Below are 26,627 nucleotides of genomic sequence, written 5' to 3'. Positions count from 1 at the left end.
CCTTGAAAGCATTTTTTATACTATATGCTTGACGACCAACGTGTAACCAAACTGACATTGGTCCGTAAACGGAAAAAATCAGGCCGATCCCGTCATGGGACCATTGGGCTGGCACATCGTGGGACATGCTGCTTAAATGGCAGGGTTCCGGTCGTTCCTGGGGAGGAGGACTGGCTATGGCTATCATGACGAGGGGATGCCCATGACGGCGATGCCGCGACCGCTTCTGGAAATCTGTGTCGATGATGCCGACGGCGTCGCGGCGGCCGTGGCGGGGGGCGCGGATCGGATCGAATTGTGCGGCGCGCTGGGGCTGGGCGGGCTGACCCCCTCGGCGGCGCTGGTCGCGCGGGCGGTGCGGTCGGGACTGCCGGTCCATGCGATGGTCCGTCCGCGCGAGGGCGATTTCCGTTACGACGCCGACGAGGTCGCGATGGCGACCGACGAGATCCGGCGGCTGATCGCCATGGGGGTCGCGGGGGTCGTGGTCGGGGCGATGGCCGATGACCGGTCGCTCGACCTGGATGTGCTGGCGGCCTGGCGGGATGCGGCGGACGGCGTGGCGATCGTGCTGCACCGCGCCGTCGATCTCGTCGCCGATCCGGTCGCGGCGGTCCATGCGGTCGCGGCCATCGGCTATGACCATATCCTGACCTCGGGCGGCGAAGCGACCGCCCAGGCCGGGGCCGAGACGATCGCGGCGATGGTCGCGGCGGCGGACGGGCGGTTGGCGGTTATCGCCGGATCGGGCGTTTCGGCCGACAATGCCGCCGCGCTGGTCGCGCGGACCGGCGTCGACGCGGTCCATGCCTCGGCCAGCGTCCGGCAGGATTGGGGGGATCCGCGGATCGCCGCCATGGGTTTTGGGGGCGGCGACCGGCGCCGGACCAGCCCCGAAAAGATCGCGGCGTTGCGGCAGGCTATCGGAAGGAAATAACATCCAATGTATGCCAAATATAATACCTATTGCCCACATGGTCCTGCTGCGATAAGCCTTTGTGCGAAGCGGGGCGCGGCATGAGCGACGTCCGGGCAAAGGGGGATGGCGCGGCCATGACATTCTCGGCGCAGGTCGGCTCCTTCCGAAAGGGGAACCCCGCGCCACTGTACCTTCAGCTCCAGCAACTGCTGCGCGACGCCATCACCAGCAATGTCCTGGCCGAGGACGACGCGATCCCCGCCGAGCGCGATCTGGCGATCGAATATGACGTGTCGCGGATCACGGTGCGCAAGGCGATCGGCGGTCTGGTCGAAGAGGGGTTGCTGACCCGCAGGCGCGGTGCCGGGACCTTCGTCGCGGGCCGGGTGGAGAAGAGCTTCTCCAAGCTGTCCTCCTTCTCCGAGGACATGATCGCGCGCGGCCGCACGCCGAGCAGCCAGTGGGTCAGCCGCGCACCGGGCACGGTGACGCCCGAGGAGGCGCTGTCGCTGGGCCTGTCGCCGGGCGCGCCGGTCTATCGGTTCCAGCGGGTCCGCTTTGCCGACGAGGTGCCGATGGCGATCGAGGTTTCGACCATCGCCGGTTTCGCGCTCCCCTCGGTCGAGGCGGTCGACCGGTCGCTCTATGCGGCGCTGGAGCGGACCGGCAATCGGCCGATCCGCGCGCTCCAGCGGCTGCGCGCGGTGCCGTTCGGGGCGGACCATGCCAAGATGCTGGATGTCGATCCGGGCCATGCGGGCCTGTTGATCGAGCGCCGCGGATTTCTACGCGATGGACGGGCGGTGGAATATACCCAGTCCTTCTATCGCGGCGATGCCTATGATTTCGTCGCGGAGTTAACCGATGTCTGATGTGATGACCGCCGGTAGTGCGGGGACCAGCACCCTGATGGGAGCGGAAGCGGGGGAGGCGCCGCAGGCGATCGCCCGGCTGCTCGCGCGCAATGCGCCGACCGTCAAGGCGCTGGCCGAACGGCTGCGTGCCGCCCCGCCGCCGGTGATCGTCACGATCGCCCGTGGATCGTCGGATCACGCCGCGACCTACGGCAAATATATCCTGGAGACCAAGACCGGCGTGCCGGTGTCGTCTGCGGCGCCCTCGGTCGCGTCGATCTTCGAGACGCCGATGAAGGTGCAGGGCGCGCTGGTCATCGCCATCTCGCAGTCGGGGCGCAGCCCGGACCTGCTGGCGACGGTCGAGGCGTATCGCGCGGGCGGCGCGCATATCGTCGCGCTGGTCAATGACGAGGAATCGCCGCTGGCGACCGGCGCCGACACCTTCCTGCCGCTGTCGGCGGGGCCCGAAAAGGCCGTCGCCGCCACCAAGTCCTGCCTGACCGCGCTGGCCGGTCTGGCGCAGCTCGCCGCCGCCTGGGCGGGTGACGAGACGCTGGAAGCGGCGCTCGCCGAGCTGCCCGGTCAGGTCGAGCAGGCGCTGGGCCTCGACTGGTCCCCAGCGGTCGAGGGTCTGCGCGAACTCAGCCAGATGTTCGTGCTGGGTCGTGGCTATGGTTACGGCGTGGCGCAGGAAGCCGCGCTGAAGCTCAAGGAAACCTGCTCGATCCAGGCCGAGCCGTTCAGCGCCGCCGAGGTTCGCCACGGCCCGATGCGCATCGTCGAGCCCGGCTATTCGGTGCTGGGCTTCGCCACCTCGGACGTGGCGGGCGAGGATGTGAAGGCGGTCGCCGACCAGTTCGAGGCGCGGGGCGCAAAGCCGTTCGTCGCGGGGCAGGGCGGTGCGCTGCCCATGGTCGCCGGCCACCCCGCGCTGGAGCCGATTTCGATGCTCGCCAGCTTCTACCGCATGGTCGAGGCGCTGGCGCTCGCCCGTGGCATGGACCCCGACTCGCCGCCGCATCTGCAGAAAGTGACCCGCACGCTATGACCCGCTTCCGTTTCGTCAACGGCCATGTCGCGACCTCCGGCGGCGTCCTGCCGGGTGCGGAGATCGTCGTGGACGGCGATCGCATCGCGTCGATCGGCGCGGTCGAGGGTTCGGACGACACGATCGACCTGAACGGCGGCTGGGTCGTCCCCGGCTATATCGACACCCAGGTCAATGGCGGCGGCGGCGTGCTGTTCAACGACCGGCTGGACGTGGACGGCATCGCGACCATGGCGGCGGCGCATGCCGTCTATGGCACCACCGCGATGCTGCCGACCTTGGTCAGCGAAACCCCCGACAAGATCGCCCGCGCGCTCGACGCGATCGACGAGGCGATCGAGGCGAAGGTGCCGGGCGTCATCGGCATCCATGTCGAGGGGCCGGTGCTCAACCCGGCGCGCAAGGGCATCCACGATCCGACGCGGTTCCGCGATCTGGACGAGGAGATGATCGCCGTCCTGACCCGCCCGCGCCGTGGCAAGGTCATGCTGACCATCGCGCCCGAACGGGTGCCGGTCGACACGATCCGCCGTCTGGTCGAAGCGGGCGTGCTGGTCAGCGCCGGGCACACCGAGGCCAGCTATGAGCAGGCGATCGCGGCGTTCGATGTCGGGCTGTCCGGCATCACCCACCTCTACAACGCCATGCCCGCCATGCAGCAGCGCGTGCCGGGGCTGGCGGGCGCGACGCTCGACGATCCGCGCCCCTATTCGGGGCTGATCATCGACGGCTTCCACGTCTCCGCGCCGATGCTGCGGCTGGCGCTGAAGGCGCGACCGTTCGACAGGCTGATGCTGGTCACGGACGCCATGTCGTCGGTCGGCGCGGTCGAGAAGGACTTCGTCCTGCACGGCCGTCATATCGACGTGTCGGGTGGCAAGTGCACCTATACCGACGGCACGCTGGCGGGATCGGATCTCGACATGGGTTCGGCGGTCGCCAATGCGGTCGAGCAGCTGCGGATCACCGTCGACCAGGCCGCTGCGATGGCGGCGACCAACCCGGCGGCGTTCCTGGGCCTGTCGGACGAGCGGGGCGCACTCGGCATCGGCCTGCGCGCCGACTGGGTGGTGCTCGACGCCGCGCTCAAGCCCGTCGATACGCGGATCGCCGCATGACGGTTGCGCGCCGCGACCTTCTGCTGGGCAGCGCGGTGGTGGGGCTGGCGGGCGGCATTCCGTCCGCCCCGCTCTTCGCCGCCGATCGCCGCCCGGCGGACGGCGCGGGCGCGCTTCCCATGCCCGCTCCGGTGGACCGGCTGCCGCCCGCGCTGCCGGTGCAGGATGCGGGCCGGGTCCTGATGGATCGCGGCTGGCTGTTCCACGAGGGCGATGTCGAGCCCGCGCGGCTCGATACGCACAATGCGACCTATCTGTCGGTCAAGGCGGGCAATGCGCGCGGCGCGGCGGCGGTCGATTATGACGACAGCGACTGGCAGGCGGTCGACCTGCCGCACGACTGGGCCTCGTTCCAGCCCTTCGTGGAAACCGCCAATGTCGCGCAAGGCTATCGCCCGCGCGGGATCGGCTGGTATCGGCGCAGCTTCCGGCTGGACCCGGCCCTGCGCGGACGGCGGATCGAGCTGGAATTCGGCGGGATCGCGACCTTTGCGACCATCTGGGTCAATGGCAGCGTCGTTTCGCACAATTTCTCCGGTTACAACGCCGTCCGCATCGACCTGACCCCGTTCGCGCGGTTCGGCGACGAGGCCAATGTCGTGGCCGTCCGCGTCGACGCCGATGCGATGGAGGGCTGGTGGTATGAAGGCGCGGGCCTTTATCGCCATGTCTGGCTGGGCGACTATGCGCCCGTCTCGATCGCGACCGACGGCATCCATTGCGACCCGCGCAAGCGCGATGGCGGCTGGCGTGTCCCCGTCGCGGTGACGCTGACCAGCATTGTCGAAACCGACAGTCCCGTGACGGTCGAGGCGCGGCTGCTCGATCCGCAGGGCAAGGTGGTGGCGCAGGGCCAGGCCCAGGCGACCGTGCCGCCGCTGGACGAAGGGCATGCCGCGCTCGACCTGTCGGTGGCCGATCCGGCGCTCTGGTCGGTCGAGCGGCCGACGCTGTATACGGTCGAGGTGCGGTTGCTGCGCGACGGACAGGCGGCGGACGAGCGTCGCGTGCCGATCGGGTTCCGCACGATCCGCTTCGACGCGAACCGGGGCTTCTTCCTCAACGACCGGCCCGTCAAGCTGAAGGGCGTCTGCCTGCATCAGGATCATGCGGGCGTGGGCACGGCCCTTCCCGACGCGCTGATCGGCTGGCGGCTGGAGCGGCTGAAGGCGATGGGGTGCAACGCGGTGCGTTCCAGCCACAATGCGCCGACGCCCGAGCTGCTCGACTGGTGCGACCGGCTGGGCCTGCTGGTCATGAACGAGAACCGGCAGTTCAATCCGGCGCCCGAATATCGCGCGCAGCTGGAATGGCTGGTCCGGCGCGACCGCAACCATCCCTCGGTCATCCTGTGGTCGGTCTTCAACGAGGAACCGATGCAGGGCACCCCGGCGGGGGTCGAGATGGTCAGGCGCATGGCGCATTGGGTGCGCGCGCTGGACGACAGCCGCCCGGTGACGGCGGCGATGAACGGGGCCTTTTTCGATCCGGTCAACGTCGCGCAGGTCGTCGATGTGACCGGCTTCAACTATTATCAGGGCGATTACGACCGCTATCACCAGCTGAACCCGGCCAAGCCGATGACCAGCTCGGAGGATACCAGCGCGTTCATGACGCGCGGCGCGTTCGAGAGTGACCCGGCGCGCCACATCGCGTCGAGTTACGATATCGAGGCGGCAAGCTGGGGCGACACCCATCGCGGTGCGTGGAAGAAGATCGCCGATCGCCCCTTCGTCGCGGGCGGGTTCGTGTGGACTGGCTTCGACTATCATGGCGAGCCGACGCCCTATGAATGGCCGACCATCGCCAGCTTCTTCGGCATCCTGGACCTTTGCGGCTTTCCCAAGACCGCGTTCGACATCCACCGCGCCGCCTGGGTCGACGATGCCCCCGTCGTGGCGATCGCACCGCACTGGAGCTGGCCGGGACGCGAGGGCAGGCCGACCAAGGTCATGGTCCTGTCGAACGCCGAGCGCGTCGTCCTCCGCCTGAACGGCAAGACGGTGGGCGAGGGCGCGGTCGACCGGCTGATGGGCAATGAATGGACCATCCCCTATGCGCCGGGCCGGATCGAGGCGATCGCCTATCGCGGCGGGCGCGAGGTCGCGCGGGCCGCGCATGAGACGGTCGGCGTGCCGGTGGCGCTGCGCCTGACGCCCGCGCGCACCGTGATGGCGGGCGATACCGAGGATGCGCAGGCGATCACCATCGATGCGATCGACGCGCATGGACGCCATGTCCCGACCGCCAATCTGATGACCCGCTTCACGATCGACGGGGGCGCGATCATCGGTGTCGGCAATGGCGATCCCAACAGCCATGAGCCCGAAAAGGGCGATCTGCGCTCGCTGTTCAACGGGCTGGCCCAGATGATCGTGCGGCCCGACACCGGGCGCGGGCGGATCACCATCCGCGCGACGGCGGACGGGCTGAGGCCCGCCACCCTGCGGCTCGACCGGCTGGGCGTAACACCGCGCGCGCAGGTGCCGGTGCTGGCGGGGGACATGGACGTGCGCGACTGGCGGCGCTCGCCCCGGCTGGACGCCAAGCCTTCGCCCGACCTCGCGCCCGCCGCCAGCGACAATAATGGCTGGGCCTTTGTCCGGGCGGGAACGCCGACCCCGGCGGAGGGGGCGGGGTGGCGCGTCTATCGCACCGTCCTCATGCCCCGCCGCGCCGTCGCGGCGCGCGGCGGCACGTTGAGCTTCGCCTCGGTGGGCGGCATGGCCAGCCTGTGGGTCGACGGACGGCTGGTCGCCGAGAAGCGCGATCCCCGGCCGGGCCCGCTGACCGCCGCGCTGCCGGCCGGGTCGGGCAAGCGGACGATCGCGCTGATCGTCGCGGGACTGGGCAATATCGAAAGCGGTCTGCTGGGCCGGGTGACGATCCGTCCACGCTGATGCGGGGGACGGGCGATCGTCGCGGGGGAAGGAATGCAGTTTGGCAAAGAGTGACGTGCGATGAGTGACCTGACCATTTTTGCCCCGCTGGCGGGTTGGGTGATGCCGCTGGCGCAGGTGCCCGATCCGGTTTTCGCCGAGAAGATGCTGGGCGACGGCATCGCCATCGATCCGGTGAACGACGCGCTCTGCGCCCCGTGCGACGCCACGGTGCTGACCGTGCACGAGGCCGGGCATGCGGTGACGCTGCGCAGCACCGAGGGCTTCGAACTGATCTGCCATATCGGCATCGACACCGTGTCGCTGGGCGGCCAGGGGCTGACCCCGCAGGTGCAGGCGGGCGCCAAGGTGCTGGCGGGTCAGCCGCTGATCCGCTTCGACCTCGATTATCTCGTCCGCCACGCACCCGCCGTGGTGACGCCGGTCATCGTCGCGGACGCCACCCGCTACGGCGTCGAGCCGATCGCCACCGGGCTGGTCGCGGTCGGCGATCCGCTGCTGCGCGTCGTGCCGCTCGCTGCCGAGGCGCTGGTCGCCGAGGAGAGCGGGGAGACGCTGGTCGAGGAGATGACGGTCGCGTTGTCGCACGGCCTCCACGCCCGTCCCGCCGCCCGGCTGGTCGAGGCGGTCCGGCGGCACGAGGCGCGCGTCACCCTGTCGCATGGCGAGCGCAGCGCCTCGGGCTTGAGCGCGGTCGGCCTGCTGGGGCTGGGGCTGGGTCATGGCACGACGGTACGGATCGAGGCGAACGGCGCGCAGGCCGCCGCCGCTCTGGCCGAGGTCGTCGCCTTTCTGAGCGACGCGACGCCCGAGGAAACCCCGGTTGAGGCGCCCGAGCCCGCACGTGGCGAAGGGCCGGGCCTGGGCGGCGTACCCGCCGCGCCCGGCCTGGCGGTCGGGCCGATCCACCGGCTGACCCGCGCGGCGATTCCGGTCGAGACCGTCGCGGCAAGCGCCGAGGAAGAGCGCGCCAGGCTGACCGATGCGCTGGCACGGGTCCGCGAAGGGCTGGTGCTGGCGGCTGCGGCGGGCGGCGCGCGCGGCGGCGTGATGGCGGCGCATGGCGCCATGCTGGCCGATCCCACGCTGACCGAGGCCGCGCTAGCCGGGGTCGCGCGCGGCCTGAGTGCGGGCGTCGCCTGGCAGGAGGCGATCGCCGAGCAGGTCAAGGTGCTGGTGTCGAGCGGCGACCGCCGCATCGCCGAGCGCGCGGACGATCTGCGCGATCTGGAACGTCATGTCCTGGCGGCGCTGGCCGGGTTGCCGATCGAGGGGCCGAGCGTTCCCGCCGGGGCGATCCTGGTCGCCGAGGACCTGTTGCCCAGCCAGGTGGCGGCGCTGAATGCGGGCGTCGTCGCGGGTATCGCGCTGGTCAAGGGCGGCCCGACCTCGCACGCCGCGATCCTGGCGGCGGGCATGGGGCTGCCCATGGCGGTGGCGTTCGGCGATCCGCTCGCCGCGCTGGAGGATGGCCGGGTGATCGTGCTCGACGCCGATCGCGGGCTGATCGATCCCGAACCCGATGCCGACGCGCAGGGCCAGGCCCGCGACACCATCGCGCGCCGCAAGGCCGAGATGGAGGCGGCGCGCGCCGCGCAGGGGCCGTGCCGCATGGCGGACGGCACCCGGATCGAGATGTTCGCCAATCTGGGCTCGGTTGCCGATGCCGAGGCGGCGGTGGCCGAGGGGGCGGAAGGCTGCGGCCTGCTGCGCACCGAATTCCTGTTCCTGGAACGCGCGACCGCGCCGACCCGCGATGAACAGGCCCGCGATTACCAAGCGATCGCCGATGCGCTGGGCGACCGGCCGATGATCGTCCGGCTGCTCGATGTCGGTGGCGACAAGCCCGCACCCTATATGGACCTGCCCGTCGAGGAAAATCCGGCGCTGGGCCTGCGCGGCATTCGCGTGTCGCTTGCCGATCCGCAGCTTCTGGAGGATCAGGTCGGTGCGATCCTGGCGGTGCGCCAGCCCTGCCGGATCATGGCGCCGATGGTCGCCAGCCTGGCCGAGCTGGAGGCGGTTCGCGCCGTCGTCGAACGCCAGGGAGGCAAGGCCGAGGTCGGCGTCATGATCGAGACGCCCGCCGCCGCCATTTCCGCCGATATCCTCGCGCGCAAGGCCGACTTCTTCTCGATCGGCACCAACGACCTGACCCAATATACCCTGGCGATGGATCGCGGCAACGCGGCGGTGGCGGCGGGGGTCGACGGGCTTCATCCGGCCGTGCTGCGGCTGATCGGCACCACCTGCGAAGGCGCGGCCAAGCACGACACGCCGGTCGGCGTCTGCGGCTCGCTGGCCGCCGATCGTCTGGCCGTACCGATCCTGCTGGGGCTGGGCGTCACCGAATTGTCGGTGCCCCCCGCGCGGGTCGCCGCGATCAAGGCGCTGGTCGGCAAGCTGGACATGGTCCGCTGCCGCGCGGCCGCACTTCAGGCGACCGCCTTGCCCTCGGCGGCGGCGGTTCGCGCGCATATCACCACCATGCTTCAGGAGATCGGCGCATGAGCTCGCCCATGGCCTCGCTTCAGTCGCTCGGGCGGGCGCTGATGTTGCCCATCGCGGTCCTGCCGGTGGCGGGGCTGCTGCTCCGCCTGGGCCAGCCGGACATGCTGAACATCGCCTTCATGGCGAATGCGGGCAATGCGATCTTCGACAATCTGGGACTGCTCTTCGCGGTCGGCGTCGCCACCGCCTTTGCCCGCGACGGCAATGGCGCGGCGGCGCTGGCGGGGATCACCTGCTATCTCGTCACGATCAAGGGGGCCGAGACGCTGATCGTCCCGCCCGCCGGGACCGGCGCGGGGCTGGCCAAGGACATCGCGGCCACCGTCGAGACGGCCTGGCGGAGCAAGTCGGTCCATCGCTTCGACGTGCCGGTGGGGATCGTCGCCGGGTTGATCGGCGGCAGCTTCTACAACCGTTTTGCGACGATCAAGATGCCGGAATATCTGGCCTTTTTCGGTGGCCGTCGGTTCGTGCCGATCATTTCGGGCATTGTCGGCCTGGGACTGGCGGCGCTTCTGGGCGTCGCGTTCGGGCCGGTCAATACGGGCATCGATGCGATGAGCCAGGGCATCGTCCAGGCAGGCGGGCTGGGGCTGTTCGCGTTCGGCGTGCTGAACCGGCTGCTCGTCGTCACCGGGCTGCACCATATCCTGAACACCGTCGCCTATTTCGTGGTCGGCGACTATCAGGGCAAGACCGGCGATCTGACCCGCTTCTTCGCGGGCGATCCGACCGCGGGCGCGTTCATGAGCGGGTTCTTCCCGGTGATGATGTTCGGCCTGCCCGCCGCCTGTCTCGCCATGTATCACGAGGCGCTGCCCGAGCGGAAGAAGGCCGTCGGCGGCATGTTGTTCAGCCTGGCGCTGATGTCGTTCCTGACCGGCGTGACCGAGCCGATCGAGTTCAGCTTCATGTTCCTGGCGCCGGTCCTCTATGCCTTCCACGCGATCCTGACCGGCGTGTCGGAGGCGCTCATGAACGCGCTGGGCGTGCGGCTGGGCTATACCTTCTCGGCGGGCCTGTTCGACTATGTCATCAATTTCGGCAAGGCGACCAAGCCGCTGATGCTGATCCCGGTCGGCGCGGTCTATGCGCTGCTCTATTACGCGGTCTTCCGCTTCGCGATCCGCCGCTGGAACCTCCAGACGCCGGGCCGCGAGGCCGAGCCGATGGTGGAGAGCGGCGAGGCGACGGGCGATCAGCCGGTGGTCGAGGGCGGGCGCGGCGCGTCCTTCGTCGCGGCGATGGGCGGCGGCGCCAATCTCAGCGAGGTCGCGGCCTGCACCACCCGGCTCCGGCTGGTCGTCAACGACCCCGCACGGGTCGATGAGCCCGCGCTGAAGCGGCTGGGTGCGCGCGGCATCCTGCGCCCCTCCGCCAATGGCGTTCAGGTGGTGCTGGGTCCGGTCGCGGACACGGTCGCGATGGAGATGCGCGCCGCCATCCAGGCGGGCCATGGCCAGCCGGTCGCCGCGCCGGTCGCGATTGCGCCGGTCCCGGTTGCCCCGCCCCCCGCCGCCCCGGCGGCGGCCCCTGTGGCGAGCCTGCCCGACGCGCTGCTCGGCCTGCTGGGCGGGGCGGGCAATGTCCGTGCGGCCAGCCATCATGCGGGACGGTGGCGTGTCGAGCTGGCCGATCCGGCGCTCGTCGCATCGGCTCCGGTCGCGCCGGTGCGAGCCATCGCCCATGTCGAGCGGAACGTCGTTCACCTTCTGGTCGACTGACCGGCAGGTGAATTGAACGTTAATGATATTGCTGCGGCCTGACCAAAGGATGTAGATGCGAACACTCTGATGTCATGGCGAATCTGTCGGATCTTTCGGTCGGGTTGCGGTGGAGAGTGTGCTTGGTTACGTTAACAGAGGGCAGCTTGGACGATAAGCGGCTCTACCGCGCCCCCGCGCTCGAAAAGGGGCTCGACATTCTGGAGCTGCTGGCGGCCGAGGAACATCCGCTGACCATGAGCGGGATCGTCAACCGGCTGGGCCGGTCGACGGGCGAGCTGTTCCGGATGATCCAGGTGCTCGAGCATCGCGGTTATGTGTCGCAGGGGCCGGACGGCTATGTCATGACCTCGCGGCTGTTCCATCTGGGGTTGAAGCGTCCGCCGGTGCGCAGCCTGATGGAACAGTCGCTTCCTGAAATGCGGCTGCTCGCCGACACGATCGGCCAGTCCTGCTATCTCTCCGTTCCGTCGGGCGCGGCATCCTCGGTCATCGCGCGGATGGAGGCGTGTACGGCGGTCGGCTTCTCGGTCCGCGTCGGCTATCGTCGGCCGCTCTACGACACCCCGTCGGGCGTCCTCCTCTATGCCATGCAGCCCGAACAGACCCGGCGCGAATGGGAGGGGCTGTTCGACCCGCCGCTGTCGGAAGAGGCGCGCGCCCGGCTGGTGGCGCAGGCGGATGCGGTGCGCGAACAGGGTTTCGCCCGGGTCGACAGCCCCGATCTGGTCGGCATGGTCGAACTGGCGGCCCCGATCATGCGCGGCGATCAGGCCATGGCGGTCCTGGCGGTCCCCTTCATCCGCATCACCGACGCGCCCGTCGACGAGGCCGCCGCGCTGAATCATCTGCGCGCGACCGCCGACCGCATCACGAATCAGCTGATCGGCAACGACGCGCGCATCTGACCCGCGCGTCGATCCCCGTCCCCGCATCTTCGCGTGCAAAGCCGCTTGTCGCGACCGGGCCCGGCGGCGATAGAGCCGATGCCCGATTGAACAAAAGCATGGAGCCGGGCTTTACCGGGCTGCGGAGCTTGTCGGTCGGCCGCGTACAGGGGGAATAGGTGCTGCTGAAATATTATAAGGGATCGTTCCTCTTCACCGCGATCTGTCTGGCGATCGCGGCCTGGCTGGGCTTCGAGAGCACGGGCACGCTGGCGGGGACGCTGGGCATATTGTGGATCGTGCTGGTGCTCGGCGTGCTGGAGGTGTCGCTGTCGTTCGACAATGCGGTGGTCAATGCCACCGTGCTGCGCGACATGGACGACAAATGGCGGCGGCGCTTCCTGACCTGGGGTATCCTGATCGCGGTGTTCGGGATGCGGATCGTCTTCCCGCTCGCCATCGTCGCGATCGCCGCGCATATGGGGCCGGTCGAGGCGGTCAAGCTCGCCGCGGGCGATCCGGTCCGCTACGAACAGATCATCACCTCGGCCCATGTCGGGATTTCGGGGTTCGGCGGCAGCTTCCTGGCGATGGTCGGGCTGAACTTCTTCCTCGATGACGAGAAGGAGGACCATTGGCTCCCCGCGATCGAACGGCCGCTGGCGGCGCTGCGCGAGATTTCGGGACTGGCGATGGGGATCGTGCTGCTCGCGCTCTATGTCATCGGCCGTTTCATTCCCGCCGAGGAGGCGATGACCTTCCTGACCGCCGGGATCTTCGGCCTGCTGACCTATATCGCGGTCCATGCGGTCGGCGTGCTGCTGGAGGGCGATGGCGATGCGGCGACAGGCGCGGCGGCCAAGTCGGGCTTTGCCGCCTTCCTGTATCTGGAGGTGCTGGACGCCAGCTTCTCGTTCGACGGGGTGATCGGCGCCTTCGCCCTGTCGAACAATCTGTTCATCATCGCGCTGGGCCTGGGGATCGGGGCGATGTTCGTCCGGTCGATGACGATCATGCTGGTCGATCACGGCACGCTGACCCAGTATCGCTATCTGGAGCATGGCGCCTTCTATGCGATCCTGGCGCTGGCGGCGATCATGCTGTTGTCGGTGCGCTTCCATATCCCGGAGACGATCACCGGCCTGATCGGCGCGACGGTTATCGGCCTGTCCTTCTGGGCATCGGTGCGCAGCAACCGCAAGCATCCCGAACAGGCGCTGGCCTCCGCCGATCCGGTCAAGGGCACCGGGCGCTCGCCCGGCCACTGATCGCGCGCCGTCGTCGCGCAGGGGAACCGTTTCGCATCGCGAAGGATTTCCCCTGCGAATGGTTGGAGCGAGGGATCACGGCATGGCGGCAACTGCGATCGATGCCCTGCATCTGGACAAGGCCACGGCCGACCGTCCGCCCCTGACCGGCCTGTTCCTGAAGGAGCGCGGGCGCGACGTGATGACGGCGGACGACGTCGCCGCGCTGGAGTCCACGATCGATGAGGTGGTCGACCTGCCTGCGCGCCGGATCGTCATCCGCCGGGACGAGCGGGTCCGGCATAGCAGCCTGCTGCTCGAAGGGGTGATGTGCCGGTATATGGACGACCGGCACGGCAACCGACAGATCGTCGCCTTTCACGTGCCGGGCGATTTCGTCGACCTCCATGGCTTCGCGATGCGCTATCTCGACCATGAGGTGGCGACGCTGACCCGCGCCAAGGTGGCGCTGGCGGGCCATGACCGGCTGGACGAGATCGTCACGCATCGACCACGCCTGACGCGGCTATTGTGGTTCTCGACGCTGCTCGACGCGGCGATGCACCGCGAATGGGTGTTCCGGCTCGGCCGATTGGAGGCGGACGGACGCGTCGCGCATCTGTTCTGCGAGCTTCATGCGCGGCTCGCCATGGTCGATCTGGTGCGCGACGGGACGTTCCGCTTTCCGGTGACGCAGATCGATCTGGCCGAGGCGGCGGGGGTCACGCCGGTGCATCTGAACCGCGTGCTGCGGTCGCTGCGCGAGCGCGGGCTGATGACCTTTCGCAGCGGGGAGGTGCGGATGCTCGACATCGACGCGCTGGCGGCGCTGGCCGATTTCGATCCGGGCTATCTCTATGGCGGCGGCCCCAACATGATGGGTAAGGATATATGAGCGCGTCCCCCGGCCATTCCGGAATCCGATCCGATGCCGGACGGGCGACCGCAGAGGAGGGGCTGGTCATGCTCGACGGCCCCGATGGTGTCGCGGTCACGATGACGGCCGGAGCCGCGCGCCGGACGGGCGAGGCGTTGATCGCCGCTGCCGGGGTGGCGGAGGAGCAGAATCGGCGGCAAGGGTGATCCCGCGCGGAGGGATCGGGACTTTACCCCTTTGTTCAGGCGCTTATGGTGATGACTTCCGTGTCATGTCCGGGAGTTCCCATTGCGTCACCTGTCCCTCGCCCTTGTCCTGTCCACGCTGATGAGCCAAACCGCCATGGCTGCTCCCCCGCAGGCGGCGCAGGCGCCCGCCACCAATCCGCTGCTTTCCCCCTGGACCGGCCCCTATGGCGGGGTGCCGCCCTGGGACAAGGTGAGGCCCGAGCTGTTCCCCGCCGCGTTCGAGGCGGCGCTGGCCGAGCGCAGGCAAGAGTATGACCGGATCGCCAACGATCCCGCCAAGCCGAGCTTCGCCAACACCTTCGTGCCGATGCAGAATGCCGGACAGACGCTGAACCGCGTGATGACGCTGTTCGGGGTGATGACGGGCAATATGAACAATCCGGCCTATCAGGCGCTGGACCGCGAATGGTCGCCCAAATTGTCCAAGGCGTCGGACGAGATCACCTTCAACCCCAAGCTGTTCGCGCGGATCGAGGCGATCTACCGGACACGCGACACGAGCGGCCTCGACGCGCAGCAGAAGCGGCTCGTCACGCGCACCTATGACAGCTTCGTGCGGCAGGGGGCCAAGCTGACCCCGGCGCAGAAGGCCGAGCTGTCCGCCTTCAACCAGAATCTGGCGATCAATTTCAGCGAGTTCTCGCAGCGTCTGCTGGCGGACGAAGGCACCGCGATCATCGTCACCGACGAGGCGCGCCTTGCGGGCCTGCCCGACAGCGTGAAGGCGGTCGCCAAGGCGGCGGCGGCCGAGCGCGGGCAGCAGGGCTGGGCGATCGTCAACACCCGCTCGGCGGTCGATCCGGTGCTGACCTTCGCCACCGACCGGGCGCTGCGCGAGCAGGTGTGGCGCGCCTTCACCAAGCGCGGCGACAATGGCGACATCAACGATACGAAGGCGACCATCGCGCGTATCGTCCGCCTCCGCGCGAACCGGGCACACCTGCTGGGCTTCAAGACGCATGCCGACTGGCGGATGCAGGACACCATGGCCAAGACCCCGGCCGCCGCGATGGACCTGATGATGCGCGTCTGGCCCGCCGCCAAGGCGCGCGTGGCGGAAGAGGTCCGCGACATGCAGGTGATCGCGGATAAGGACGGCGCGAAGATCACCATCGAGCCCTGGGACTATCGCTTCTACCAGGAGAAGGTCCGCAAGAGCCGCTACGACCTCGATCAGGCCGAGTTGAAGCCCTATTTCGAGCTGAACAACATCATCCAGGGTTCGCTCTATGCCGCGAACCGGCTCTACGGGCTGGAGTTCAAGGAGATCACCGGCACGGTGCCCGTCTTCGAGCCGAACATGCGCGTTTGGCATGTGACGCGGAACGGCAAGGAGGTCGGCCTGTTCTATCGCGACGATTTCGCGCGGACCGGCAAGCGCTCCGGTGCCTGGGCCAACACCTATCGCGGCCAGCGCAACCTGCCGCCGGTGCAGAATGTGCTGTCGTCCAACAACAACAACTTCGCCAAGGGTGCGCCCGGCGAGCCGGTCCTCATCAGCCTGGACGATGCCGAGACGCTGTTCCACGAATTCGGCCACGCGATCCATGCGATGCTCCAGAACGTCACCTATCCGGGGCTGGCGGGCACGCCGCGCGACTTCGTCGAATATCCCAGCCAGGTGAACGAGCATTGGTTGCTGACCCGCGACGTGCTCGACAAATATGCCCGCCATTACAAGACCGGCCAGCCCATGCCGCAGGCGCTGCTCGACAAGATCAAGGCGTCGGAGACCTTCAACCAGGGCTTTGCGACGACCGAATATCTATCCTCGGCGATCGTCGACATGAAGCTGCACACCGTGCCCGACGGCGTGGTCGACCCGGCGGCGTTCGAGGCGACGACGCTGCGCGAGATCGGGATGCCGAGGGAGCTGGTGATGCGGCACCGCCTGCCGCAGTTCAATCACCTGTTCTCGTCGGATAGCTATTCGGCGGGCTATTACAGCTATCTGTGGTCGGAGACGATGGACGCCGACACCTTCGCGGCGTTCGAGGAAGCGGGCAGCCCGTGGGACAAGGCGACGGCGGACCGCTTTGCGCGGGTGCTGCTGTCGACGGGGAACGAGACCGACCGCGCCGAGGCCTATCGCGCGTTCCGGGGCCGCGACCCGGATGTGAACGCGCTGCTCAAGCAGCGGGGTTTCCCGACGAAGTAACGACCTAATCCTCCCCATCGTCAGATGGGGAGGGGGACCGCGCCCGAAGGGCGTGGTGGAGGGGCATGGCCGGTCCGTCCGCCCCTCCACCATCGCTGACGCGATGGTCCCCCTCCCCAAGCGAGCTTGGGGAGGATTGGGCTTACAGCGCCTTCAACCGGATCGCCTGGCCGCCGCCGGGGGCCAGCGACAGCGTCAGCGTGTCGCCCTTCTTCACCCGCCGGGTTTCGAACGCGATCGAGTGCCGCGCCTCGGTCGCATAGGTCGCGCCGGGGCCGTCCCTATAGACCTGTGCCTCATAGGACTTGCCCGGATCGAGGAAGTCGAGCGTCACGGTCAGCTCACGCGCATTCTCGTCGGTGATCGACCCGATATACCAGTCACGGCTCTTGCGGTCGCGCCGTGCGAAGGTGACGTAATCGCCGACCTCGCCGTTCAGCACGCGGCTGTCCTCCCAGTCCACCGGCACATCCGCGATGAAGCGGAAGGCTTCCGGATATTTCGCATAATTCTCCGGCGTATCGGCCGCCATCTGCACCGGCGAGTAGAGCACCACATACAGCGCCAGCTGCTTGGCGATGGTCGACTGGATCGGGCTGTTGTCGCTGCCCGTCAGGCTCAGCACGCCGGGCGTGAAGTCCATCGGCCCTTCGAGCATCCGGGTGAAGGCCAGGTTCGCCTCATGCTCGGGCGGGTTCTTGCCGGGCCAGGCGTTATATTCCATGCCCCGCGACCCCTCGCGCGCCAGCCAGTTGGGATAGGTGCGGCGGAGACCCGTGTCCTTGACCGGCTCGTGGCTGTCGATCGACACCTTGTTTTTGGCGGCGGCCTGAAGAACGCGGAGATGGTGGTTCACCATCCACTGGCCCTCATGCCATTCGCGGCTGACCGAGCCGTCCGGGTTCATCCGCTCGATCTGCCCGGCATCGGCGACATAGCCGGTCTTGACGACATGCTCGCCATGATCGGCGGCGAACTTGAACGCGGGGTCGAACTGGCTCTCATAATGGCTGACCGCGCCGCCGGTTTCGTGATGGCCGATCAGCGAGACGCCCTTGGATTTCGCATATTCCGCCAGCGCGTCCGCGTCGAAATCCTCCGCCGGGGTCGCGAACTGCATCGCCGAGCCATTGCCCGCCCAGTCGCCGTCCCAGCCGATATTCCACCCCTCGACTAGCACGCCGGGGATGCCGTATTTGGATGCGAAGTCGATATAGGTCTTCACATTAGCAGTCGTCGCGCCGTGGCGGGGCCCGCGTGCCCAGCTCCATTCGCCCTTGATCATCTTCCACCAGACGCCGACGAACTTGCCGGGCTTCACCCAGGATACGTCGCCCAGCCTGTTGGGCTCGTTCAGGTTGAGCATCAGGTGGCTCATATAGAGGCCGCCCGCATCGGGTGCGATCAGGAAGGTCCGCCACGGCGTCGTCCACGCGCCCGTCTTCACCACCTTGGGCGCGCCCGAGCCGGGGGTCAGGACCGCCTTGAACCCGTTCCCCTCGGTCTTCATCAGCCCCATGCTGGCATAGTCGACCAGCGCCGCCTCATGGATGGCGATGTGCGTGCCGTCGTCGAGCTTCATGGTGATCGGCGTCGCCGCCGTGCCGACCGCGGTAATGGGCGTGCGGTTGTAGAGATATTCCTCGCGGTTCCACAGGAAAGCGGGCTTCCACCAGGCGGTGCCGCCCTGCGCGATGTTGAACTCGGTCAGCTCCTCGGCGATGTTCGCCTTGGGCAAAGCCTGTTGCTCGGGAAATTCGTAGCGGAAGCCGACGCCGTCGTCCTGCACCCGGAACACCACGTCATAGCGGCGATGCAGCGCGCTCGATTCCATCAGGTGGACGCGCATCTCGCGGTGATTGTCGCGAATGGTGCGCCATTCGCCCCAGGGCTGGGTCCAGCTGGTGTCGGACTTGGCATGGGTGACGGCCTCGATCTTCAGCCCCCGCTCGATCTTGGGCGCGTCGGTGAACATCATGCCCAGCCGCGAGGGGGCGACGATCGTCTTGCCGCCCCTGGCGATCATATAGACCGCCCGACCGTCATTGTCGGTCGACACCTGCACGGTGATCTGCCCGTTCGGCGAGGTTTCGATCGCGTCGGGCTGTCCGGCGGGCTTGGCGAATTTGAACGTCTCGTTGACCGCCGGATCGGCTGGGCCGTTCTGGGCCTGCGCCGCTCCGGCGATCAGGCCGAGCCCCAAGGCGATGGTCGTCTTCATGCAGTCATCTCCCGGATCGCCGCCCCGAACGCGCCCAGGCGTTCGTCGGTGGCGTTATTGATCTGGACCAGCACCCGCTGCCCATGTGGCAGGGCGGCGGGAAGCTGGACAGGCGTGTCGCCCAGATTGAACAGGCAGAGCAGCTGCTGGTCGCCCTCGCGCCGCTCGAAGGCGAGCAGCTGGTCGTCGGCGTGCAACAGCGTCAGGTCGCCGACCGCCAGCGCAGGCGTATCGGCGCGCAAGCGGACGAGGCGGCGGGTGAGGTTCAGCAGCGAGTCCGGATCGCCATCCTGTCGGTTGACCGCCAGCGCGGCGTGATCCGGCCCGACCGGCAGCCAGGGCTCGGCATCCGAGAAGCCGCCATTGGCCGCATTGCTGCTCCACGGCATCGGCGTGCGCACCCCGTCGCGCGACAGGGTCAGCGGCCAGTTGGCGATGGCTTCCGGGTCGACCAGCCGCTCGAAGGGCACATCGACCTGGGTCAGCCCCAGCTCCTCGCCCTGATAGACAAAGGCATTGCCGCGCAGGGACAGGAGCAACAGCATCTTCATCCGCGCGAACGCGTCGCGATGCTCCGGCGTGGTCCAGCGCGACACGGCGCGCGGCGCGTCATGATTCTCGAACGCCCAGCTCGGCCAGCCCATGCCTGGCTCTGCGGGCCATTTCGCGACCGCCTCGGCGACGATGCGCGGGGTCAGTCGGTCGGCATAGAGGAAGTCGAAGCCATAGGCGGTGTTCAGCCGATGATCCCCAGCGGTGAACAGCTTCATCTCGCGGTCGGCCTCGTCGCCGCCGACCTCGGCCACGGTGAATCGGTCGCCATAGCCGTCCAGCGTGGCGCGGATCCGCTCCAGGAAGGGCACGATATCGGCATGGCTCTGGTTGTAGAGCTTCAGCTGAAAGTCGAACGGCCGGGTGCGCGTCTTGCCCGTGTCGGGTGCGGGCGGGTTATCGCGAAGGGTCGGCTCGTGCATCATGAAGTTGATCGCATCCAGCCGGAAGCCGTCCACGCCCCGATCCAGCCAGAAACGCGCGGTCGCCAGCAATTCGGCCTGCACGTCCGGGTGGTGGACGTGGAGCTGCGGCTGCTCCTTCAGGAAATTGTGCAGATAATATTGCCCGCGCCGCGCGTCCCAGGTCCAGGCGGGGCCGCCGAACACCGACTGCCAGTTGGACGGCGGCGAGCCGTCTGGCTTGGGATCGGCCCAGACATACCAGTCGGCGCGGGGATTGGTGCGGCTGGACCGGCTTTCGGTGAACCAGGGATGCTCGTCCGAGGTGTGGCTGTACACCTGGTCGATGACGACCTTCAGCCCCAGTTCGTGCGCGCGAGCGACCAGCGCGTCGAAATCGCGAAGTGTGCCGAAGATCGGATCGACGTCGCGATAATCGGCGACGTCATAGCCGAAATCCTTCATCGGCGAGGTGAAGAAGGGCGACAGCCAGATCGCATCGACGCCCAGGCTGGCGACATGGTCCAGCCGGGCGGTGATGCCGGGCAGGTCGCCGATGCCGTCGCCATTGCTGTCGGCAAAGCTGCGGGGGTAGATCTGATAGATCACCGCGCCCTTCCACCAGGGGCGCGGAGCGATGCGGGCAGTCTCGGTCATCAACGGGTCTCCGCCGCGCAGACGGCATAGCCGAAGGCGGGCAAGTCGAACATCAGGCTGCCGGGCGCGGCGGCCTTGGGGGCGCAGGGGCCAGCCATGGCAGTGAAACGTTGCGATGCCGTTTCGACCTGCACGGCCTGGGCGATGGGCTTGGCCGAGGTGTTGAAGGCGATCACATATTCGCGCCCCGTGGCGGGGTCGAAGCGCGATACGGCGAACAGCCCCGGTGCATCGCCGCGCGCGCGGATGACCTGCCGCCCCCGCGTCAAAGCTGGGTTGGCGGTGCGCAGGTGGGCAAGCGTGGCGATCTCACGATACAGCGGATGGCCGGGCACGAAGCTGTCGGTCGCGGTCGTCTTCGTCGTGCCGACCAGCCGGTTGTCGTTATAGCTGGCGACCTTGCTGGCGAACATGTCCTCGCGCGCATCCTGGTCGTTGCCGTCGCCCGCGAAACCCTGTTCGTCGCCCGAATAGATGGTCGGCACCCCGCGCAGGGTCAGCAGCATCGCATGGCCCAGTTCGACCCGCTTCAGGACTTCCTCGTCCGAAGCATTGGGGTTCGCCTGTCGGACGTCGCGCGCGAAGCGGCCATGATCGTGATTGCCGAGGAAGGTCGGCAATATGTCCGCCGTCGCCTCGCCCTTGGCATAGAGCACATCGCCCTCGAACAGATTGGACAATATGCGGGTCGGCTTGTTCTCCGCGACTGTCTGGATGACCGCGTTCATGAAGGCGAAGTCGAGGACCGCCGGATAGTCGGCGATCCTGGTCCAGCGCGCGAGCGTGCCCGGCTCCATCCCCGCCGTGACCTCACCGAAGATGTGGAAGTTCGGGATGCCCCTGGCCTTGGCCCGCGCCAGCATGGCGGGGACGAAGCGGCGCCAGAATTCGGAGTTCACATGCTTGGCGGTGTCGATGCGGAAGCCGTCGATCCCGAACCGGTCGATCCAGCCCCCGTAAATGTCGATCATCCCCGCAATGACGCGCGGATTCTCGGTGTAGAGATCGTCGAGCCCCGAGAAATCCCCCGTCGTCGAACTCTCGTCCTCGAAGCTCGTATTGCCGCGATTGTGATAATAGATCGGGTCGTTCAGCCAGGCGGGGGTCTTGGCGTTCTTCTCGCCTGCCGGGACATAGGGCGTATAGGCATAAGCGGGATCGGTCAGATGCGCGAAGTTCGCGGCGGTCTGCACATCGTCGCCCAGAAAGCCCGGATTGATCGGCTGACCATTCACCCCGCCGCGCCGCTGATAGGGCCAGGTCGCGCGGTCGCGATAGGGGCAGGGCGTGCCCTCGGCGCATTCCTTATACTGGATCACGTCGGCGGTGTGGTTGACGATGATGTCCATATAGACCTTCATCCCCCGGCCATGCGCGGCGGCGATGAAGGCACGCAGGTCCGTCTCGCTGCCCAGATGCGGGTCGACGGTCGTGAAGTCGGTGATCCAATATCCGTGATAGCCCGCGCTCTCCTGGCCCCTGGCCCCTTGCACGGCCTTGTTCTTGAAGATCGGCCCCAGCCAGATCGCGGTCGCGCCCAGCCCCTGGATATAGTCGAGCCGCTTGGTCAGCCCCTTCAGGTCGCCGCCATGGTAGAATCCCTTGTGCGTCGGATCGAAGCCGGTGGTCAGCGGCCCGCCCTTCAGCCCACCGCGATCATTGGCGGTGTCGCCATTCTCGAACCGGTCGGGCAGGACGAAATAGATCACCTCGTCCTGGGGCCGGCGCTGGCGATAATCCTGCGCGGCCAGCGGCGTGGCGGTGGCGAGCAAGGCGAGCAGCAGCGTCTTCATGGGCAGACCTTTGGAACGGGCGCGGCGCAATGCGCGGCGAGGAAGGCGTCGTGCGTCGGCAGCCGGGCGGCCACCTGCGCGGCATGACGCCGGGTGAGGGTGAGGAGGTCATCCAGCTCGTCCGCCGACAGCGCATCCGCCAGCGCATGATGGCCGGAGGGCGGGATGCCCTGACCGATCAGGACCTGGATCCAGGCGGGTTCGGCAAACAGCTCCTCGCCGTCGCGCAGCACGCGGCCGCTGGCGCGGAACAGGGCGATGCGGGCGGCCAGGCCGTCGGGCAAGGGCACCGCGCGCCGCTCGGTCCAGAAGGGCTCGGGCCGGGCATTGGCGTGGTAATGGAGGATCAGGAAGTCGCGGATTCCCCGCCATTCGACTTCGGTCAGGCGATTATAGGCGTCGAGCTCGACCGGCTGGAGTGTCGGCCCCGGCCAGAACTCCAGCAGCCGGGCGATGCCCGATTGGATCAGGTGGATGCTGGTCGATTCCAGCGGCTCCATAAACCCCGCCGCCAGGCCGAGCGCGACGCAATTGCCCACCCAGGCGCGCCGCCGCCGTCCGGTGGTGAAGCCGAGCAGGCGCGGCTCCCCCACCGCCTCGCCACGGAGCGCCGAGAGCAGCCGGTCGGCCGCCTCGTCGTCCGAGAGATGGCGGCTGTCATAGACCAGCCCGTTGCCGGTCCGATGCTGAAGCGGAATGCGCCAGCGCCAGCCCGCGCCATGCGCGATGGCGCGGGTATAAGGGGGCAGGGGGCTGGTCCGCTCGCCCGCCACCGCCAGCGCGCGATTGCAGGGGAGCAGTTCGGACCAGTCATCAAAGGGCTCGGCCAGCGTCTCGCCGATCAGCAGCGCGCGAAAGCCGGTACAGTCGATGAACAGGTCGCCCGCCTCGCGCCGGCCGTCCTCCAGCACGACATGATCGATCCGCCCGCCGGTATCGCGCGCGACCGAGGCGATCCTGCCCTCGATCCGCACCACGCCCGCCGCCTCGGCATGACGGCGGAGCAGCGCGGCATAGAGGCTGGCGTCGAAATGATAGGCCCAGGCCAGGCCGCTCGGCAGGTCGGGGCGGCCGGGATCGGGGGCGAAGCGGCCCGCCATCGCGGCCTGCGCACTGGCCATATGCCCCCAGAGCGAGGCCGGATTGGCCCCGCCGCCGCCACGCAGCCAGTAATGGTGGAAGGGCACCAGCCCCAGCGCCCGCCCGATGCTGCCGAACGCATGGAGATAGCCGCTGCCCGCACCCGACCAGCCCTCGAACCGGATACCCAGCTTGAAGCTGCCTTGGGTGGCGCGAAGGAATTGGGCCTCGTCCAGGCCCAGCATCTGGTTGAACAGGCGGATGCCGGGAATGGTCGCCTCGCCGACCCCGATGGTGCCGATCGCCTCGGACTCGATCAGGGTGATGCGGGCGGAGGCGGGCAGGAACCGCGCCAGCGCCGCCGCCGCCATCCATCCGGCGGTGCCGCCGCCGACGATCACCACCCGCTGCGTGACGGGGGCGGGCGCGATGGGGGCTGTCGAGGGGGCGGCGTCCATGCGGCGTCTCACGATACCCCGCGCCAGCCGAAGACCGGCGCGGGGCGAGGGGCATCAGAAGCGATAGGTAAACCCGGCGAGGAACCGGCGGCCATAGCTTTGATAGTCGATCACCTGATCGCGCTGTCCGCCATTGGTGGTGACGAACGGCGTGTCGGTCAGGTTCTGGCCCTGCAGGAACAGCGACAGGCCCTTGAACGTCCCCTCTTGGAAGTCATAGCCGATCTGCCCGTCGACGATCGTCTCGTCGATGGCGCGGCGGCGGACGCGGTTGGCGCCGAAGCCCGACAGCTCACCCACGAAGGTCGAGCGGTAGCGCACTGATCCGCGGATGTTCAGGCCCCATTTCTCGAAAAAGGCGGTGCCGTTCGCCACCCAGCGCGAATAGCCGGGAATATCCTCGGGCTCGCCGCCGGGCGTCGGCACGATCTCGGTCTTGGTGTACGACCCGCCACCCGTCAGGCCGAAACCGTCGAGGAAACTGGCCACCTGGCCGAGCGGCAGCGTGCCCGCCAGCTCGACGCCATAGATGGTCCCGCCCGAGCCGTTGATCGGCCGGGTGATGCGCCCCAGCGTCGGCGTGCCGACCGGCACGGCGGCGGGCAGGGGCAGGCCCGCATAGTCATAGGGCTGCTCAAGATTGTAAACGAAGCTCTTGAGATCCTTGTAGAAGCCCTGCGCCGCCAGATAGCCGCGCGTGCCGAAATACTTCTCGACCGTGACGTCGAACGAATTGGCGCGGATCGGGCGGAGATAGGGATTGCCGCCATTGCCGGAGATGATCCCCTGCGCCGCGTCGAAGCCATAGGACAGGGCGACGCGCATATCGTCGAAGCGCGGCCGCATCATCTGGCGCGCGGCGGCGACGCGGAACACCCAGTCGCTGGGCAGGCGCAGCGACAGGTTGGCGCTGGGCAGGATGTCCCAGTAATCGTCGCCCTGGACGATGCTGGTATAGCCCGATCCGTTATAGATCAGCCCGCGCGACTTCTGCTCGGTGCCGACCGCCTGCACGCCGATATTGCCGGTCAGCTCCGCCGCGCCGATCTGCGCGCGCAGGTCGGTCTGGAGATAGGCGGTCATCAGATGCTCGGTCGTGGTGTACGCCTTGGCGGGCACGTCCGGGCTGGTATTGGGGGTCAGCGTATAGACCCCGCCCGCCAGCAGCGCACGCGGATCATAGCTGAGCATCGGCCCCAGGCCCAGATAGGTCAGGTCGGTCGGCGTCTGGCGATATTGCTGGGGCAGCGGCGCGATGGTCGCCCCGTTCGGCAGCGTGACGAAGGATTCGTTGGGCGCCAGCGATTTGCTGTGGTCGGTATAGTTCAGGCCGAAGCGGATGGCGTGGACGATCGGCGTCTCGACCTCGCGCTCGATCTCGACGCGATATTGCTTGATCTGGTCGGTGATCTTGCGGTCGTTGAAATAGCCCGCCTGCCGCGTGGTGCCGCCCCAGCCCAGCGGATCGGTCAGCTGGATCAGATTGGGGTCGGAATAGTTCAGCGTCGGCTTGAAGACCGTGCCGGTGCGCCCCGTGGTGAAGCCGATCGTATCGGTCGCGCCGTTGCCCTGGCCGTATCCGGTGCCGCTATAGGTTTCCAGCGTCACCTCGTCGCGATCGGTGCGCGAATAGCTGAGGTCGATGAACGCGCTCCAGCCGTCATCGCCCTTATACTTGCCGTTATAGCCGAAGGAATAGAGCTTGGCCTTGCGCTGGAACGAGTCGTTGCGGACGACGCCCTCGACATTGTTGAACGTGCCCGAGGTGACGAGGCCGTTATTGACCACCGCATTGGTCAGCGTCGTGCCGCTGCCCCAGGCCAGCGGCAGCTCGATACCGCGCTTGATCTGATCGTCGTTGAAGTCGGAATAAAAGCCGTCGAGCGTGCTGGTGAAGGTGTCGCTCATTTTCCACTGGAGCGTGCCCGAAAGGCCCAGGCGCTTCAGCGTGGTCGAGGTGACATAGGATTTGGAGCCGCCGATGACATTGGCCGAGGCGCCGTTCACCGTGACCGGCGCATAGCCCCAGGCATTGCCTTCCTGAATCTGGTACGGCTCGTTCAGATAGCTGGCGGACAGCGCCACGCCGATCGTATCGTCGGCGAACTGGTCGACATAGGTGGCCGAGGCGCGATAGCCGAAGTCCTTCGATCCGGCATTCAGCTTGCCGATATCGGCATAGGTGCCGCGCGCGCCGACCGAGAAGACGCGCTTGCCATAGTCGAGCGGGCGGATGGTCTTCAGGTCGACCGTGCCCGACAGGCCCTGGCCGATCAGCCCGGCATTGGCGGTCTTGTAGATCAGCACCTGGTTGACGACTTCGGCGGGGTACTGGTCATATTCGACCGCGCGATTGTCGCCGGTCGAGGTCTGCTCGCGGCCGTTGAGGAGCGTCGTCGAGAAATCGGGTGCGAAGCCGCGGATCGAGATGGCGTTGGAGCGGCCGTTGACCCGCTGCGACGTGACGCCGGGCAGGCGGGCGATCGACTCCGCGATCGAGGCGTCGGGCAGCTTGCCGATATCTTCCGCCGAGACGGACTCGACGACGAGGTCGCGGTTCTTCTTCTCGGCGACGGCATTTTCCAGCGCGGCGCGGAAGCCGGTGACGACGATATCGCCCGAACCCACACCATCCTGCGTTTGGGGATCGGCGGCGGCTCCGTCATTGGGGGTGGCGGCGGTGGTGCTGGCGGCCGGATCGGCGGGCGTGGTCGCGACCTGCGCGAACACCGGTGCGGCGATGACCATGGCCAAAGTGCTGACGCCGAGCTTCAGGAACGAGCGCGCGGCATCGGCCGGCGCCACAGGGCGAATCGTCATGAAAATCCCCTCCAGGAAACCCCGTCTCTGTTCGACGAACGGGTATGGTTGTTACAGCCTCCATGAAATCGATGGCGCAAAATGCCAACAAAGCCGCATACGTATTCAATGCGGCCAGATCGGCCTGTTGCATTATTACGACAGGGTTGCT

The 26,627-nt window shown here is 67.8% G+C and carries 17 protein-coding genes; 12 read left to right on the top strand and 5 right to left on the bottom strand.

From position 1 onward, the window contains the following. The first annotated feature begins 202 nt into the window (after positions 1 to 202). The 12 genes from ACFX59_RS00175 to ACFX59_RS00120 all read left to right on the top strand — a co-directional run bounded on the left by ACFX59_RS00175 (position 203) and on the right by ACFX59_RS00120 (position 16,494). The gene (locus ACFX59_RS00175; protein ID WP_387428484.1) at positions 203 to 937 is read left to right on the top strand and encodes a copper homeostasis protein CutC; all 735 of its coding nucleotides are present in this window, start codon (positions 203 to 205) and stop codon (positions 935 to 937) included. 116 nt (positions 938 to 1,053) lie between these two features. Next, entirely contained in the window at positions 1,054 to 1,791 is a 738-nt protein-coding gene (locus tag ACFX59_RS00170) for a GntR family transcriptional regulator (protein WP_307104579.1), read from the top strand. After that, entirely contained in the window at positions 1,784 to 2,824 is a 1,041-nt protein-coding gene (locus tag ACFX59_RS00165; protein WP_309701788.1) for an SIS domain-containing protein, read from the top strand. The genes ACFX59_RS00170 and ACFX59_RS00165 overlap by 8 nt, the downstream gene beginning before the upstream one ends. Continuing rightward, on the top strand, positions 2,821 to 3,942 hold the full coding sequence (gene nagA / locus ACFX59_RS00160; protein WP_387428480.1) for an N-acetylglucosamine-6-phosphate deacetylase: 1,122 nt from the start codon (positions 2,821 to 2,823) through the stop codon (positions 3,940 to 3,942). The genes ACFX59_RS00165 and nagA overlap by 4 nt, the downstream gene beginning before the upstream one ends. Further along, the gene (gene galA / locus ACFX59_RS00155; RefSeq protein WP_387428478.1) at positions 3,939 to 6,842 is read left to right on the top strand and encodes a beta-galactosidase GalA; all 2,904 of its coding nucleotides are present in this window, start codon (positions 3,939 to 3,941) and stop codon (positions 6,840 to 6,842) included. The genes nagA and galA overlap by 4 nt, the downstream gene beginning before the upstream one ends. 60 nt (positions 6,843 to 6,902) lie before the next feature. Beyond that, complete coding sequence (gene ptsP, locus ACFX59_RS00150) at positions 6,903 to 9,353, top strand: phosphoenolpyruvate--protein phosphotransferase (protein WP_387428476.1); 2,451 nt, start codon at positions 6,903 to 6,905, stop codon at positions 9,351 to 9,353. Further along, on the top strand, positions 9,350 to 11,077 hold the full coding sequence (gene nagE / locus ACFX59_RS00145) for an N-acetylglucosamine-specific PTS transporter subunit IIBC (protein WP_387428474.1): 1,728 nt from the start codon (positions 9,350 to 9,352) through the stop codon (positions 11,075 to 11,077). Before ptsP ends, nagE begins: the two co-directional genes overlap by 4 nt. A gap of 146 nt (positions 11,078 to 11,223) precedes the next feature. Then, positions 11,224 to 11,985, top strand: a complete 762-nt coding sequence (locus ACFX59_RS00140) for an IclR family transcriptional regulator (RefSeq protein WP_387428471.1) — start codon at positions 11,224 to 11,226, stop codon at positions 11,983 to 11,985. A 161-nt stretch (positions 11,986 to 12,146) separates the two neighbouring features. Beyond that, positions 12,147 to 13,232 carry a DUF475 domain-containing protein gene (locus tag ACFX59_RS00135; protein ID WP_387429592.1) on the top strand — a complete coding sequence of 362 codons (1,086 nt, stop codon included), beginning with the start codon at positions 12,147 to 12,149 and terminating at the stop codon, positions 13,230 to 13,232. Between the two features lie 82 nt (positions 13,233 to 13,314). Next, on the top strand, positions 13,315 to 14,106 hold the full coding sequence (locus ACFX59_RS00130) for a Crp/Fnr family transcriptional regulator (RefSeq protein WP_387428468.1): 792 nt from the start codon (positions 13,315 to 13,317) through the stop codon (positions 14,104 to 14,106). Beyond that, positions 14,103 to 14,294: a hypothetical protein gene (locus tag ACFX59_RS00125; RefSeq protein ID WP_309696403.1), complete on the top strand. Its 192-nt coding sequence runs from the start codon at positions 14,103 to 14,105 to the stop codon at positions 14,292 to 14,294. The genes ACFX59_RS00130 and ACFX59_RS00125 overlap by 4 nt, the downstream gene beginning before the upstream one ends. A gap of 136 nt (positions 14,295 to 14,430) precedes the next feature. After that, positions 14,431 to 16,494 (top strand): M3 family metallopeptidase, encoded by a 2,064-nt coding sequence (locus tag ACFX59_RS00120; RefSeq protein WP_387428466.1) that lies wholly within the window; start codon positions 14,431 to 14,433, stop codon positions 16,492 to 16,494. Between the two features lie 142 nt (positions 16,495 to 16,636). Here the strand turns inward: ACFX59_RS00120 and ACFX59_RS00115 are convergent, their stop codons facing one another. The 5 genes from ACFX59_RS00115 to ACFX59_RS00095 are packed head-to-tail and all read right to left on the bottom strand — an operon-like array spanning position 16,637 to position 26,476. Further along, entirely contained in the window at positions 16,637 to 18,715 is a 2,079-nt protein-coding gene (locus tag ACFX59_RS00115) for a glycoside hydrolase family 97 protein (protein WP_387428463.1), read from the bottom strand. Then, complete coding sequence (locus ACFX59_RS00110; RefSeq protein ID WP_387428460.1) at positions 18,712 to 20,325, bottom strand: alpha-glucosidase; 1,614 nt, start codon at positions 20,323 to 20,325, stop codon at positions 18,712 to 18,714. Before ACFX59_RS00110 ends, ACFX59_RS00115 begins: the two co-directional genes overlap by 4 nt. Beyond that, positions 20,325 to 22,118, bottom strand: coding sequence for an alpha-amylase family glycosyl hydrolase (locus ACFX59_RS00105; protein ID WP_387428457.1), 1,794 nt, complete (start codon positions 22,116 to 22,118; stop codon positions 20,325 to 20,327). The genes ACFX59_RS00110 and ACFX59_RS00105 overlap by 1 nt, the downstream gene beginning before the upstream one ends. Next, positions 22,115 to 23,656 carry a tryptophan halogenase family protein gene (locus ACFX59_RS00100; protein ID WP_387428454.1) on the bottom strand — a complete coding sequence of 514 codons (1,542 nt, stop codon included), beginning with the start codon at positions 23,654 to 23,656 and terminating at the stop codon, positions 22,115 to 22,117. The genes ACFX59_RS00105 and ACFX59_RS00100 overlap by 4 nt, the downstream gene beginning before the upstream one ends. Before the next feature lie 54 nt (positions 23,657 to 23,710). After that, positions 23,711 to 26,476: a TonB-dependent receptor gene (locus ACFX59_RS00095; protein WP_387428452.1), complete on the bottom strand. Its 2,766-nt coding sequence runs from the start codon at positions 26,474 to 26,476 to the stop codon at positions 23,711 to 23,713. Between the last annotated feature and the right edge of the window lie 151 nt (positions 26,477 to 26,627).

The organism is Sphingomonas sp. NCPPB 2930 (assembly GCF_042867205.1).
In the GTDB taxonomy this organism is placed as follows: domain Bacteria; phylum Pseudomonadota; class Alphaproteobacteria; order Sphingomonadales; family Sphingomonadaceae; genus Sphingomonas.
The sequence above is the reverse complement of the archived record's forward strand: the minus strand, read 5'-3'. Positions and strand labels throughout refer to the sequence as shown.